This window comes from Bacillus sp. YC2 (assembly GCF_019891195.1).
Taxonomy (GTDB): Bacteria; Bacillota; Bacilli; order Bacillales; family Bacillaceae; genus Bacillus.
The window spans coordinates 150785-164632 of record NZ_JAHXDO010000002.1; the positions used below are offsets into that span (position 1 = coordinate 150785).

General features: G+C 49.4%; 12 protein-coding genes and 1 riboswitch. All 12 genes read right to left on the minus strand.

What is annotated here, in order from left to right; translation table 11 throughout:
- Positions 1-38: 38 nt before the first annotated feature.
- Positions 39-1103, minus strand: coding sequence for a sulfate permease (locus tag KY305_RS05740; protein ID WP_223061739.1), 1065 nt, complete (start codon positions 1101-1103; stop codon positions 39-41).
- A 12-nt stretch (positions 1104-1115) separates the two neighbouring features.
- Positions 1116-1817 carry a phosphoadenylyl-sulfate reductase gene (locus KY305_RS05745; RefSeq protein ID WP_214799429.1) on the minus strand — a complete coding sequence of 234 codons (702 nt, stop codon included), beginning with the start codon at positions 1815-1817 and terminating at the stop codon, positions 1116-1118.
- A 131-nt stretch (positions 1818-1948) separates the two neighbouring features.
- Positions 1949-2053, minus strand: a riboswitch (SAM riboswitch).
- 102 nt (positions 2054-2155) lie between these two features.
- Positions 2156-2788 (minus strand): orotate phosphoribosyltransferase, encoded by a 633-nt coding sequence (pyrE, locus tag KY305_RS05750; RefSeq protein ID WP_223061740.1) that lies wholly within the window; start codon positions 2786-2788, stop codon positions 2156-2158.
- A complete protein-coding gene (gene pyrF, locus KY305_RS05755; RefSeq protein WP_214799433.1) occupies positions 2785-3504 on the minus strand; it encodes an orotidine-5'-phosphate decarboxylase in 720 nt (239 codons plus the stop codon). The genes pyrE and pyrF overlap by 4 nt, the downstream gene beginning before the upstream one ends.
- Positions 3473-4408 (minus strand): dihydroorotate dehydrogenase, encoded by a 936-nt coding sequence (locus KY305_RS05760; protein WP_223061741.1) that lies wholly within the window; start codon positions 4406-4408, stop codon positions 3473-3475. The genes pyrF and KY305_RS05760 overlap by 32 nt, the downstream gene beginning before the upstream one ends.
- Positions 4408-5178 (minus strand): dihydroorotate dehydrogenase electron transfer subunit, encoded by a 771-nt coding sequence (locus tag KY305_RS05765; RefSeq protein WP_223061742.1) that lies wholly within the window; start codon positions 5176-5178, stop codon positions 4408-4410. The genes KY305_RS05760 and KY305_RS05765 overlap by 1 nt, the downstream gene beginning before the upstream one ends.
- Positions 5175-8390 carry a carbamoyl-phosphate synthase (glutamine-hydrolyzing) large subunit gene (gene carB, locus KY305_RS05770; RefSeq protein ID WP_223061743.1) on the minus strand — a complete coding sequence of 1072 codons (3216 nt, stop codon included), beginning with the start codon at positions 8388-8390 and terminating at the stop codon, positions 5175-5177. The genes KY305_RS05765 and carB overlap by 4 nt, the downstream gene beginning before the upstream one ends.
- Positions 8375-9469 carry a carbamoyl phosphate synthase small subunit gene (locus tag KY305_RS05775; protein ID WP_223061744.1) on the minus strand — a complete coding sequence of 365 codons (1095 nt, stop codon included), beginning with the start codon at positions 9467-9469 and terminating at the stop codon, positions 8375-8377. Before KY305_RS05775 ends, carB begins: the two co-directional genes overlap by 16 nt.
- Positions 9466-10752 carry a dihydroorotase gene (locus KY305_RS05780; protein ID WP_223061745.1) on the minus strand — a complete coding sequence of 429 codons (1287 nt, stop codon included), beginning with the start codon at positions 10750-10752 and terminating at the stop codon, positions 9466-9468. Before KY305_RS05780 ends, KY305_RS05775 begins: the two co-directional genes overlap by 4 nt.
- The gene (locus tag KY305_RS05785) at positions 10736-11650 is read right to left on the minus strand and encodes an aspartate carbamoyltransferase catalytic subunit (RefSeq protein WP_223061746.1); all 915 of its coding nucleotides are present in this window, start codon (positions 11648-11650) and stop codon (positions 10736-10738) included. Before KY305_RS05785 ends, KY305_RS05780 begins: the two co-directional genes overlap by 17 nt.
- A gap of 159 nt (positions 11651-11809) precedes the next feature.
- Positions 11810-13102 carry a uracil permease PyrP gene (gene pyrP, locus KY305_RS05790; RefSeq protein WP_223061747.1) on the minus strand — a complete coding sequence of 431 codons (1293 nt, stop codon included), beginning with the start codon at positions 13100-13102 and terminating at the stop codon, positions 11810-11812.
- Positions 13103-13273: 171 nt separating this feature from the next.
- Positions 13274-13819, minus strand: a complete 546-nt coding sequence (gene pyrR / locus KY305_RS05795; protein WP_223061748.1) for a bifunctional pyrimidine operon transcriptional regulator/uracil phosphoribosyltransferase — start codon at positions 13817-13819, stop codon at positions 13274-13276.
- Positions 13820-13848: the final 29 nt, after the last annotated feature.

Here is a 13848-nt window from a genome sequence, read left to right on the forward strand (position 1 = left end):
TCCTCCCAGTTAACAGATAAATAAACTCAGATTAATAGTTAAATGCCCCCGCCTTGTTCATGGACAGAGCGCTTTTCTTTGCGGATGGCTTTCATCAGGCTGACTGCTCCGCCGGCGGCTAAAAGCACGCTTGCCATCATAAAGATGGAATAGTAATCTCCTTTTAATAATAAGGAGACAAGCAGGTAAGAAATAGACAGTGATAAAAACGGCGAAACGATCCAAACTTTCAGCATCGTTTTCACGACTCGTTTATGAAAAACGTTAGGCCCGTTTTTAGCCATTCCGATACCGATAATTGACGATGAAGTCACTTGCGCCAAAGGAACCGGCAATCCGAATACGGAGCTGATAATGACAAGACCTGCTCCGGTTCCGGAAAGCAGAATGCCTTCTCCGGCTGAAAATCTCGTAATTTTTTTGCCGTTTGTTTCAAGCACCTTTCGTCCTAAGAGCAAGGCCCCGAGGGCAACAAAGACGCCTCCGTACAACGTGCCGTTAGACACGTTGAGCACTCCGGCCGCAACTAATGGGCCTACGGCGTTTGCCACGTTGTTCATTCCGGCTGAAAAAGCTTCCGAAAATCCTGCGATAAGGAGCACAATTCCCAATATTCGCTGTTTTCGGGTTGAAATGACGCGAATATTCAGAGAACTGAACAGCTTCGAAATGAGATACGTGAAGCAGAAGGCGACAAACGGAACCAGCACCCAAAATATAACGATCACAAAAAGATGCTGTAAAAATAAAACTTTGTAGGCTACGCCTACTCCGACAATCGCACCGACGGTCACTTCGCTTGTCGATAACGGAATGCCGAGCACATTTGCCGTAAATAATGACAGTGCCGCCGCTCCGATAATGATGCAGACAATAGAGAGCGTAATCGTCTGTTCCGGAATGATTCCGGAGCTTATCGTCTTGACCACTTCTCCCCCGCCGATGATCGCACCGGACAGAACGCCGGCTGCACATATCAACAGCGCGAAGGTTTTCTTTTTTACGGCGCCAGACCCGTAAGCGACTCCCATCGAAGCCGCTGCGCCGCTTGCTCCGATATTCATGGCAAAAAACAGGCTGAATAAAATTGCGGCTATTTCCATCGCGCAGCTCCCTTATTCATGCAAGCCGCATTCCGTTTTAGCCATGCCGTTCCATCTGCCGCTGCGCAAATCTTCTGCGGTAAATGCAGGAGAGGTGCACGGTTCACAGCCAATGCTCGGATAGCCTTGGTCATGAAGGGGGTTATAATCCAGTTCATGCTTGGATGTATATCTCCAGATGTCTTTCCATGTCCAATGAATCAGCGGGCATACTTTGATTGATTGAAACTTATCGTCTTTATTCAGGAAATTCGTATTTGCCCGGCTCGGACCTTGATCGCGGCGCAGGCCGGAAAGCCATGCAGGATGCCCCGACAGCGCTTCTCTTAACGGCAGAATCTTTCTGATAAAGCAGCACTGGTTAGGGTCACTTTCCCACAGTTTATCCCCGTGAGCCTCAGCCTGTTCTTCAAGAGAAAGGTTTGGTTTTTTCAAAATGATGTTAAGGCCGGGATACCGCTCTTTGACTTTTTCAATCGTCTCGTACGTTTCCTTAAAATGAAGACCCGTGTCAAGAAAAACGATTTCCGCGTCTTTCTTCACTTTATAAATTAAATCGATCAGAACGATCCCCTCAATTCCGAAGCTGCACGCATAAACGAGCTGATCTCCGTAGTGTCCGTACGCCCATTTCAGGACTGACAGCGCACCCTTATAAGAATCGTCTTCCGGAAATGTAATCGCCGGCTCTTCCCATGTGTCATACGTTAACATTTTTTCTTTCCTCCTCTCGGAGACAATCAAACAGCTGTTGCTTTCTGCCGGTTGTCTTTTCCTTAATCTGTTATTCTCATCATATAAAAAACTTTCAATCCAGCGGAATGAAAGACAGTGACCCGGTATAGCCCTTATCTTCAAAATGCTATGCATTTTTCTGGATGCGGCACCTTGCATGATATGCAGGTTGCCGGGCATCATCGGTCCAGTCCCTCAGCCGCTCTTGATAAGTTTTTTTAGATTTGTACTAAATTTTAGCACAATTCTAACAGAAGTCAACCCGAGTTTTTTGATAGGAATAATAAAAACAGGCCCTGCGGCCTGTTTTCTCTCATTTATTTTTTAAACCAATCTTTTGACTCGGGATTCTTTTTCCACGCTTTCAGCTTTTCGAGGTCATCTGAGTGAATCGTCCCGTTTTCCAGCGCCACTTCCGTCAGCGTGTCATAGTCCGTTAATGAATAATACGGCAGGCCTGCTTTCTCAAATGCTTCTCTTGCTTTCGGAAGGCCGTATGTGAAAATCGAGATGACGCCGAGAACGTCCGCGCCTTCTCTTTGAAGAGCCGCCGCTGCCTCAAGCACGCTGCCTCCCGTGGAAATTAAGTCTTCGATCACGACGGTTTTTTGCCCTTTTTTGAGGGCGCCTTCGATTTGATTTCCCTTACCGTGTGCTTTCGGCTTGCTTCTGACATAGCACATCGGCACATCCAAACGGTCTGCCAGAAGCGCGGCGTGCGGAATGCCGGCCGTTGCTGTTCCCGCGACCATCTCAGCTTCCGGGAAATGCTCTTTTAACAGCTTGCTGAGGCCGTCTGCCACATCATTTCTCACTTCCGGAAACGACAGTGTCAGACGGTTATCGCAATAGATCGGGGATAATATGCCGCTCGCCCAAGTAAACGGCTCATTCGGGCGCAGAAATACAGCTTTAATGTTTAATAGATGTTTTGCGATGGCTTGTTTCATTGGCTAACGCCCTCCCATTCCAGTTTGATTGATTCATACGCTTTGACGGGGTTTTTCGCTTTTGTAATGGACCGGCCCACGACAATGGCTGATGATCCGTTTTCTCGTGCGAAAGCGGGTGTCGCCACACGAACCTGGTCGTCTGCTGTATCTTGTGACATGCGAATGCCGGGCGTGACAGTCAGAAATGACGGGCGGACCGTTTCATAAATGGCTTTTGCCTCATGAACCGAGCATACCACCCCGTCAAGCCCGCTCTCATCCGCCATCTTGCTGTAATGCACAACCGTTTCTAAAAGCGGTTTTTGAAGCAGCAGCTCTTCCTTCGCCATTTGCTCTGAGGTGCTTGTCAGCTGTGTGACCGCAATCAAAGACGGCCGTTTTTTTCCTGCCGGGGCTCCTTCTTCCAGTCCCTCGAGAGCGGCCCGCATCATTTGCGCGCCCCCTGCGGCATGCACGTTTACAAGATCAACTCCGAGGCTCGCAAGCCGTTTCATCGCCTTATTTACGGTTGTCGGAATGTCGTGGAGCTTTAAATCTAAAAACAATTCACAATTCCGTTCCTTTAATTGCTGTATGATGGCGGGTCCTTCTTGATAAAAAAGCTCCATTCCCACTTTGACAAACAGCCTCTCTTTTTGAAATAGATCTAAAAAAGCGAGCGTCTCATCAGCCGATGCGAAATCAAGCGCGATGATGGGCAGGTTGTTTTTCATGTTTCCAGCTCCTTCCGATGCATTCACTTATCGATTGAAAGCCGTATTGGCCCAGCACACGAGGGAGCTGTTCAATGATCTCAGGGCAGGCAAAAGGGTTGACGAAGTTAGCCGTGCCGACGGCAACCGCACTCGCCCCCGCCAGAAGAAATTCCAATGCATCTTCTGCCGTCTGGACGCCGCCCATCCCTATGATCGGAATGTTTACAGCCTGACTGACTTCATAAATCATCCGAATGGCGACAGGTTTTATTGCCGGACCTGACAGCCCGCCCGTTTTATTTGCTAAAATCGGCTTGCCGGTTTTCAAATCAAGCCTCATCCCGACAAGTGTATTGATCATCGTCAATCCGTCAGCTCCGGCCGCTTCAATCGCCTTTGCAATTTCTGTAATGTTTGCGACGTTCGGCGACAGCTTGACATACACAGGCACTTCAGACACATCTTTTACCGCTTTTGTCACTTCTGCGGCCATCAGAGGATCTGTGCCGAAAGCGATTCCGCCTGTTTTGACGTTCGGGCATGAGATGTTGAGCTCAAGCGCGTGCACATTCGGCGCTTTGCTGATATGCTCTGCCACTTCCCTATAGTCTTCAACCTGAGAGCCGGCCACATTTGCGATGATCGGTGTATCAAATTGTTCCAGCCAAGGCAGTTCATGTTCAAGAACATGCTGAAGGCCGGGGTTTTGCAGTCCGATGGCGTTCAGCATTCCTGCGCCGGTCTCCGCCACTCTCGGCGTCGGGTTTCCGAAGCGCGCTTCTTTCGTGGTCGCTTTAATCATGATCGCACCGAGGCATGACAAATCGTAAAACCGTGCATATTCTTTCCCGAAGCCGAAACAGCCGGAAGCGGGAATGATCGGATTCTTTAAATGAAGACCCGGCAAATTCACTTCTAACATTACAGCGCCACCTCCTCAGCTTTAAATACAGGCCCGTCGAGACAAACTTTGACATATGACGTATCGCTTTCGTCAGTGCGGCACACACAGGCAAAACACGCTCCGATGCCGCAGCCCATCCGCTCCTCCATTGAAAGATAAACCTCTTTATGGCCGTACTGCTGCTTTAATGCCTTCAGCATCGGGGTCGGCCCGCAGCTGAGGAGGACGTCAAATTCGAGCTGCTTCTGTTTAATGACATCCGTCACAAACCCTTTTTCACCGTGTGTCCCGTCAGCCGTGGCCACATAGGTGTCTCCGTATCTGAGGCATTCTTGTTCGTAAAAGACATCCTTAGCCGACTGGAATCCTAACACATGGATGACGTTTACGCCTTTTTCCGTAAGACGCTTTGACAGTTCCTGCAAAGGCGGAACCCCGACCCCGCCCCCGACTAACAGGGCGGTTTTTCCGGATTCAATCTGCCGAACGGGGAATCCATTCCCGAGAGGGCCGAGAACATCAATCTTGCTTCCTTTTTGCTTCTGAGACAAAAGGCGCGTTCCCTCACCGTCTGTTCTATAAATAATTGTCACTTCATTCGCTGAAAAATTGACGTCTGCGATGCTGATCGGTCTTCTTAAAAGCGGCGTGACCGCGTCACTTACCTTCAGATGGAGAAATTGTCCCGGCTCCGTAAAGTGCTGGACAAGTTCTCCTTTCAGCACCATTTGATAGATTCGGTCGGCAATCTCGCGGTTGGATTGAACAGTCAAATGCGCTTTTTTCATATCGTAACAGCTGCCTCCTGATTCGTTTCCGATGCCGGCATATGGTCCGCTCGGAATGTCATACTTTCCAATACCCGCAAAATCGCTTCGGCCGTGTCTAGAGACGTCAGGCAGGCCACGCCGTTTTCCACAGATTCACGGCGTATTCTGAAGCCGTCCCTTGCCGGCTGTTTGCCCTTTGTCAGCGTATTGATGACAAATTGCGCTTCTCCGTTTCTGATGACGTCAAGCAGGTTTTGGCCTTTTTCACCGATTTTCCCGACAACCTGAGCCGGAATTGCAGCATCTTTCAGATATGCCGCCGTTCCTTCCGTCGCCAAAATCTTATAGCCGATCGAATGGAAGCGTTTGGCGATCAACAGTGCTTCTTCTTTGTCTTTATCGGCAACGGTCAGAAGCACTGATCCGTAATTCGGGATTTGGATGCCTGAGGCAATCAGCCCTTTATAAAGCGCCTTTTCGACAGTTGAATCCTTGCCCATCACTTCTCCCGTCGACTTCATTTCAGGCCCTAATGTAATATCGACTCTTCTCAGCTTCGCGAATGAGAAGACAGGCACTTTGACGAATACTCCCTGCTGTTCAGGCTGCAGTCCCTCTTGATAGCCAAAATCAGCAAGCTTTTGGCCGAGGATGACCTTTGTCGCAAGGTTCGCCATCGGAATCTTTGTGATTTTGCTTAAAAACGGTACGGTTCTGCTTGATCTCGGATTCACCTCAAGCACGTATACTTCACCTTGCGACAGTACGAATTGGATGTTCAGCAAGCCGACGATGTTGAGGCCTTTCGCCAAAGCCACCGTGTACTCTTCAATTTTCCGCTTAATTTCTTCGCTTAAAGACTGCGGCGGATAGACGGCAATCGAATCCCCTGAATGGACGCCGGCCCGCTCGATATGTTCCATAATTCCCGGGATGACGACTGTTTCGCCGTCTGAAACGGCATCCACTTCGATTTCTTTCCCCGTTAAATAGCGGTCGATTAAGACCGGATGCTGCGGGTTGATTTTCACCGCATTTTTCATATAGTGAAGAAGCTCGTCTTCGTGGTAGACGATCTCCATCGCCCGGCCGCCGAGTACATATGAAGGGCGGACGAGAACCGGATAGCCGATGGCCGCGGCAATTTTGACCGCTTCGTTAACTGACACAGCGGTTTTTCCGAGCGGCTGCGGCACGTTCAGCGCCTCAAGCGCCTGCTCGAACTTATCGCGGTCTTCCGCACGGTCTAAATCCTCAAGTGATGTGCCGAGGATATTGACGCCGCGGGCGCTCAGCTCCTCTGCAAGGTTGATGGCCGTCTGGCCGCCGAATTGGACGACAACGCCTTCCGGCTGTTCCAAATCGATGATGTGCATAACATCTTCAACCGTCAGCGGTTCAAAATACAGCTTATCTGAAATGCTGAAATCAGTTGACACCGTCTCCGGGTTGTTATTGATGATAATCGCTTCATAGCCGGCTTGCTTAATCGCCCACACAGAATGAACAGTCGCATAATCGAATTCAACGCCTTGTCCGATGCGAATCGGTCCTGATCCGAGGACGACGACGCTTTTTCTTGAAGTGAGAGCTGACTCATTTTCTTCCTCATACGTGCTGTAGAAGTACGGGGTTTCAGATTCAAATTCCGCCGCACACGTATCTACCATTTTAAATACCGGCAGGATAGACGACTGTTTTCTCAGGTTGTACAGCTCTGATTCCGGCATGTTCCATTCCCTGCTGATGTATTTGTCAGAGAAACCGAGTTCTTTTGCCGTCTGTAAAACTGTTAGGCTGCCTTTATTTGCTTTCAGCTCGTTTTCAAACGCAACCAGCTTATGCAGCTTGTGCAAAAAGAATACGTCGATGGCAGAAAACTCATGAAGCTGTTCAACTGTGTAGCCTCTTCTGAAAGCCTCAGCGAGATAAAACAGCCGCTCATCTCCCGCCTTTCGGATCCGTTTTTCCAAAAGCCCGTCAGAAATCTCCTCCGCATCTTTCAATTCCAGATGATAGACGTCAGCTTCCAGTGAGCGGACGGCTTTTAAAAGCGATTCTTCAAGTGTGCGGCCGATGGCCATTACCTCTCCCGTCGCTTTCATTTGCGTGCCGAGTCTGCGGTTTGCCGATTCGAATTTATCAAACGGCCAGCGCGGGATTTTGGAGACGACATAGTCAAGCGCAGGTTCAAATGCCGCGTATGTTTTACCCGTTACAGGGTTCATCATTTCATCGAGAGAAAGACCGACTGCGATTTTAGCCGCCAATTTTGCGATCGGATAACCCGTTGCTTTTGAGGCGAGGGCAGATGACCGGCTGACCCGCGGGTTTACTTCTATAATGTAATATTGGAAGCTGTCAGGATCTAATGCCAGCTGAACGTTACAGCCGCCTTCGATGCCGAGCGCGCGGATAAGCTTTAATGAGACGTTTCGCAGCAGTTGGTACTCCCGATCGCTCAAAGTCTGGCTCGGAGCAACGACGATGCTGTCTCCCGTATGGATGCCCACCGGATCAATATTTTCCATGTTGCAGACGACAATCGCGTGGTCCCTGCCGTCTCTCATCACTTCATATTCGATTTCTTTGAAGCCGGCGATGCTTTTTTCAAGCAGGCACTGGTGAACCGGGCTCAGCTTTAATCCGTTTTCTACAATTTCCTTCAGTTCCGTTTCATTCGAGCAGATGCCGCCGCCTGTTCCGCCCAATGTATAAGCAGGACGCACGATGACCGGGAACCCGATGCGGCTGACAAAATCCTCAGCTTCTTGTAAAGAGTGAATAATATCACTTTCCGGCACGGGTTCATTCAGCTCATTCATCAGCGAGCGGAACAAGTCACGGTCTTCTGCCTGCTGGATGGCTGACAGCTTCGTACCGAGCACTTCCACACCGCATTCTTCAAGAACGCCGAGGTCAGAAAGCTCTACGGCAAGGTTCAGGCCTGTCTGGCCGCCCAATGTCGGCAGTATGGCGTCCGGACGTTCTTTTCTGATAATACGGGTGAGAAATTCAGGCGTCAGCGGTTCGATGTATACCCGATCGGCCATTTCTGTATCCGTCATGATAGTGGCTGGGTTTGAATTGACGAGAATGACTTCATAGCCTTCTTCTTTTAATGCAAGACACGCCTGCGTGCCCGCATAATCAAATTCTGCCGCCTGGCCGATAATAATCGGACCGGACCCGATCACTAATATCTTCTTAATATCTACGCGTTTTGGCATACCGCTTCCCCTTCTTTCTCTGTTGTTTCGATCATGTCGATGAATCTGTCAAACAAGTGATTGGCATCTTCCGGGCCTGGTGAAGCTTCAGGATGGTATTGAACCGTAAATGCCGGCAATGTTTTATGCTTCAGCCCTTCAATTGTGTCATCATTTATCGCGACATGCGTCACTTCAAGCTCTGTCTCATCAATAGAAGAGACCGTATAGCCGTGGTTTTGGGCAGTCAAAGCGACTTTTCCTGTCGCAAGCTCTTTTACCGGATGATTGGAGCCCCTGTGTCCGAATTTCATTTTTTCTGTATCGGCTCCGGATGCCAGCGCAAATAATTGGTGGCCGAGGCAGATTCCGAATAAAGGCACTTTTCCGAGTATTCCTTTTATCATTTCAATTGCTTCCGGGACATCTTTCGGGTCTCCGGGTCCGTTAGAAAGCATGACGCCGTCCGGCTTTAATTGAAGCACTTCCTCTGCCGTTACATTGTAAGGCACAACGATGACGTCGCACTTACGTTTGTTTAATTCTCTTAAAATGCCGTGCTTCATGCCGAAATCGACTAACACGATGCGTTTGCCCCGGCCCGGGCTAGGATAAGCCGTTTTCGCTGACACTTGCGCGACTTGGTTTCTCGGAAGTTCGGTTTCTTTCAGCCGTGTAAGAACCGCTTCCACATCCTCATCACATGAAGCAAACGTTCCTTTTAATGCACCGGCCGTGCGGATCATTCTTGTGAGCTTTCTCGTATCAATCCCTTGTAAACCCGGGATATTTTTCATTTTTAAATATTCATCGAGTGTATAAGCCGACCTCCAGTTGGATGGCAGTTCGCATAACTCTTTTACAATGAGTCCTTTTACAAACGGTGTAATGGATTCAAAGTCATCCCGGTTAATGCCGTAGTTGCCGATAAGGGGATACGTCAGCGTAACGATCTGCCCGCAGTAAGAAGGGTCTGATAAAATTTCCTGATAACCGGTCATTCCGGTGTTGAATACGACTTCACCCGCGGTATGCTCCAGGCTTCCGAATGCTTTCCCCTCAAACACCGCTCCATTTTCCAGTACTAGTCTTCTTTTCATTTGACGAGTCTCCCTTCTTCATATGCAAGCTTCCCGGCTGCGATTGTCGCGACAGGCCAGCCGAAACATTTCATCTTGTTGAATGGTGTGTTTTTCCCTTTTGATAAAAATGTATCTTTGTCTATAGCGGCTTCTTTTTCCAGATCAATGAGGGTGATATCCGCTGCCGCACCCGGTTTCAGTGTCCCGTACGGAAGGTCAAACGCTTCGCAAGGTTTTTTCGTCATATAGTCTGTGAGCTGCTTCAGCGACCATGATCCGTTTTTTACGAAGTGTGTGTATAAAAGCGGGAAGGCCGTTTCTAAGCCGACAATGCCGAACGGAGCAAGCTTCATGTCCGTATTTTTCTCTTCTTCCGTATGCGGCGCATGGTCAGTCGCAATGAAATCAATTGTGCCGTCTGACAGCCCTTCAATCAGTGCTTCTCTGTCTTTTTTGCTGCGAAGCGGCGGATTCATTTTATAGTTGGTATCAAGCCCCGGGATATCCTCGTCACAAAGCAGCAGATGATGCGGTGACACTTCGGCTGTCACGCGGATCCCGGCCTTCTTAGCGTCTCTTACAACTCTGACGGATTCTTTCGTGCTGATATGGCACACATGGTAGTGGCAGCCCGCTGCTTCTGCAAGCAGCACATCACGGGCAATGTGGACGGATTCACATATAGATGGAATGCCGTTCAGACCGTTTGCTTTTGAGAAAACACCTTCGTGCACGCTTCCTCCGTAAATGAGGGAGTTGTCCTCACAATGGGCGACAATCGCTTTATCCGCAGCTGCAGCCCGCTTCATTGCTTCATACATCATTCCGGCAGTCTGTACACCGACGCCGTCATCCGTGAAGGCAAACGCGCCTGCTTCTTTCAGCGCCTCAAAATTTGTCATTTCTTCGCCGATTTGTCTGATCGTGATGGATGCGTACGGAAGCACCCTGACAGATGCGGTTTCTTGAATGCGGTTTTGGAGCCACTCCATTTGCTCTTTCGTATCCGGCACGGGTCTTGTATTCGGCATGGCGGCGACTGTGGTAAATCCGCCACGTGCCGCAGCTTTCGAGCCTGTTTCAATGGTTTCTTTTTTCTCGCCGCCCGGCTCTCTGAAGTGTACGTGGAGGTCGACAAGCCCCGGAGATACGAACAGCCCTTCGGCGTCGATCACCGTTTCTCCGTCTTTTGCTGTGAGACTGCCGATTTCAGAAATGACCTCCCCAGCCACACGGATATCCTGTTCGATTCTTTCACCATTTTCGTTTAACATCCAGCCGTTTTTAATGAGATAAGACATACGACGCTTCTCCCCTTTTCACATTTGTTTGCAGTGCTCGCTTTAGTACCGCCATTCTGATAAACACACCGTTTTCCATTTGTTTAAAAATTCTTGATTTTCGGCATTCCACTAATGTTGTGTCAATTTCGACTCCTCTGTTTACCGGTGCGGGATGCATGATGATGGCATGCGGCTTCATGTTTTCAGCCCGCTTTACCGTCAGCCCGAATTTTTCCAAGTAGCCTTGTTGGTCGGATTCCGTTTGGTGCCTTTCATTTTGAATGCGGAGCAGCATGACGACATCTGACGCGGCAACTGCTTCATCCGTTCGGACACAGGTGCCGAACGTGTTTTCTGCATCCTGCCATTCCGGCGGCCCTGAAAACAGAACGTGCGCGCCCAGTCTTGTCAGCACTTCGGCGTTAGACCTTGCCACCCTGCTGTGTCTAATATCGCCGTGAATGGAAACTGTCAGGCCCTTAAAGCTTTGGAATTCCTCTTGTATCGTCATTAAATCGAGCAATGATTGGGTCGGATGCTGGCCGCAGCCGTCTCCCGCATTTAAGATCGGAATATTAACTTTGTCTGCCAAATCCTTGTAGTATTCATCTTCCCTGTGCCTGATAACGCAGGCGTCGACACCGATAGATTCAAGCGTTCTGACAGTATCGTACAAAGTCTCGCCTTTTTGAACGCTTGTGCTCGTTCCGTCTAAATTCAGAACGTTCATGCCGAGTTTTTTTTCCGCAACCTCAAAGCTGAACCGTGTTCTGGTGCTTGGTTCGAAAAACAAATTCGCAATAAATTTCCCTGCGAGGTCCGTGTGTTCCGTTCCCTCTTTAATTGCTTTTGCTGCACGCAGCAGTTCTTCGATCTCAGCAGTGCTAAGTTCACTCATCGCCGTTAAATGATTCATGTTTTTTTCCCCTTCCGTTTCAACTTGAAGGCCGTAAAAAAACACCCCGGTCACTAGACTCGGGGTGCGGTTAAAGAGAGAAGCAGCACGCAGCTTCTTCCCGTCATAACCCTTCCAAGCCTCTCTGGACTTTCTTTAAAAGGTTTATATATGATGCTGTTATGAGGCGTCAGCCTCTTCTTCCTTTGCGTGCGGCAGAATCAGGTTGAGGATGACTCCGACGATTGCCGAAAGCGCCATACCCGATACTTGAAAGCCGCCTTGAGATACTTGAATGAAAGCACCGCCTACGCCGATAACGAGGATGACGGATGTAATAATTAAATTTCTGTTGTTTTCATAATCAATTTTATTGTCGATCAGCATTCTCAAACCGCTGGACGCGATGATCCCGAAGAGAAGAAAGGAAACGCCTCCCATGACCGCGGACGGAACTGAGCTGATCAGCGCCGATACTTTGCCGACAAACCCGAAGCATACTGCGATGACACCTGCGCCTCCGATGACAAAGACGCTGAAGACTCTCGTAATGGCCAGTACACCGATGTTTTCGCCGTACGTTGTCGTCGGCGGGCCGCCGATTAACGAAGCGATGATTGTCGCAACGCTGTCTCCCATTATGGAGCGGTGCAGTCCCGGCTTTTTAATGAAATCCTGTCCGACAACTTTACTCAGCACCATTTGATGGCCGATATGCTCTGACATCGTCACGAAAGCGACCGGCACCATCGCCGCTGCAATGCCGAGTGTCACAGACGGCGTATAGTCTTTAAACGGAATGATGAACTCAGGAGCGGCAAACCATTTGGCATCAATGACAGGCTGGAAATCGACGATGCCCTGTGTAAGAGCGAACAGGTACCCGCCTATAATGCCGATCAGCACCGGGATCAGGCTTAAAAACCCCCGTAAAAAGATGGCGCAGATGATGGTAATCGCCAAGGTGACGCCGGCTACACTGAAGTGCTTTAAGCTGTAGACGAGCTCCTTCGCATTCGGGTCTGCATACATCGCCATGTTGACGGCCGTGCTTGCCAGCCCGAGCCCGATGACGATAATGACCGGTCCGACGACAACCGGCGGCAGCAGCTTCATCAGCCACCCCGTTCCGAGCTGCCTGATCAGCAGCGCGATCAAGCCGTACACGATTCCTGCCAGGAAGGCGCCTACCATGGCCGCCCCCGGCCCTCCCGTTGCTTTCACCAATATAATCGGAGAAATAAAGGCAAATGATGATCCGAGATAAGCAGGAATTTGGCCTTTCGTAATCAAGAGATAGGCGAGTGTCCCGATTCCGCTCGTGACAAGCGCCACTGCCGGACTCATCCCGACCAGTTTCGGAACGAGGATGGTTGAGCCGAACATGGCGAATAAATGCTGCAGGCTGAATGACAGCCAAGACAATGGGTTTGGGACATCCCTGACTCCCAGATTTACTTTTTTCTTACTCATGGCGTTTCCTCCTGATTGACGTCTCTTTAGGATGACTCTTAAATGGTATAAAAAAACCTCTTTGCTTTTTGCGCAAAGAGGCATACAAAGTCCGGCCGCGTCATTCCGCCCGGCTTTTGTGCGTTAGAAATCCTCTTTGCAAACTCTCTGGAATGCATTTAAAAAGGTACTTTATTCATTTTCATATATGGCGACCAAATCCGTTTGATCGACTTCGCTCAGCTGAACCATCACTTTTTCAGCCTTTGAGGTCGGTATGTTTTTCCCGATATAGTCCGCTCGGATCGGCAGCTCCCGATGTCCTCTGTCAACAAGCACGGCAAGCTGTATAGATGACGGACGCCCTACATCAACGAGCGCATCCATCGCCGCTCTTACCGTCCGTCCCGTATAAAGCACGTCATCGACTACAATGACCTTTTGGTCGGTAATATCGGTCGGAATGTCTGCACCTTTTACAAGCGGCTCTTCATTGCTCGTTTTTTTTGAAAGATCGTCACGATAAAGGGTAATGTCAATTTCCCCGACGGTCACGGGATTTCCTTCAATCTGCTCAATTCGTTCAGCAAGCCGCTTCGCTAAATAAATGCCTCTTGTTTTAATCCCGACAAGAATACAGTCATTCATTCCTTTATTCCGCTCGATCATTTCATGGGCAATCCTTGTTAAAGCCCTTCTGATCGCCTGCTCATCAAGAATAACAGCTTTTTGATTCACGCGTGACACCTCTCCATTCGTATATAAGA

Excerpts from the sequence above, each read along its gene's own strand:
- KY305_RS05740 (WP_223061739.1), bottom strand. The coding sequence starts at position 1,103 with ATGGAAATAGCCGCAATTTTATTCAGCCTGTTTTTTGCCATGAATATC.
- KY305_RS05745 (WP_214799429.1), bottom strand. The coding sequence starts at position 1,817 with ATGTTAACGTATGACACATGGGAAGAGCCGGCGATTACATTTCCGGAA.
- KY305_RS05760 (WP_223061741.1), bottom strand. The coding sequence starts at position 4,408 with ATGTTAGAAGTGAATTTGCCGGGTCTTCATTTAAAGAATCCGATCATT.
- carB (WP_223061743.1), bottom strand. The coding sequence starts at position 8,390 with ATGCCAAAACGCGTAGATATTAAGAAGATATTAGTGATCGGGTCCGGT.
- KY305_RS05785 (WP_223061746.1), bottom strand. The coding sequence starts at position 11,650 with ATGAATCATTTAACGGCGATGAGTGAACTTAGCACTGCTGAGATCGAA.
- KY305_RS05765 (WP_223061742.1), bottom strand. The coding sequence starts at position 5,178 with ATGAAAAAAGCGCATTTGACTGTTCAATCCAACCGCGAGATTGCCGAC.
- KY305_RS05775 (WP_223061744.1), bottom strand. The coding sequence starts at position 9,469 with ATGAAAAGAAGACTAGTACTGGAAAATGGAGCGGTGTTTGAGGGGAAA.
- pyrP (WP_223061747.1), bottom strand. The coding sequence starts at position 13,102 with ATGAGTAAGAAAAAAGTAAATCTGGGAGTCAGGGATGTCCCAAACCCA.
- KY305_RS05780 (WP_223061745.1), bottom strand. The coding sequence starts at position 10,752 with ATGTCTTATCTCATTAAAAACGGCTGGATGTTAAACGAAAATGGTGAA.
- pyrE (WP_223061740.1), bottom strand. The coding sequence starts at position 2,788 with ATGAAACAAGCCATCGCAAAACATCTATTAAACATTAAAGCTGTATTT.
- pyrF (WP_214799433.1), bottom strand. The coding sequence starts at position 3,504 with ATGAAAAACAACCTGCCCATCATCGCGCTTGATTTCGCATCGGCTGAT.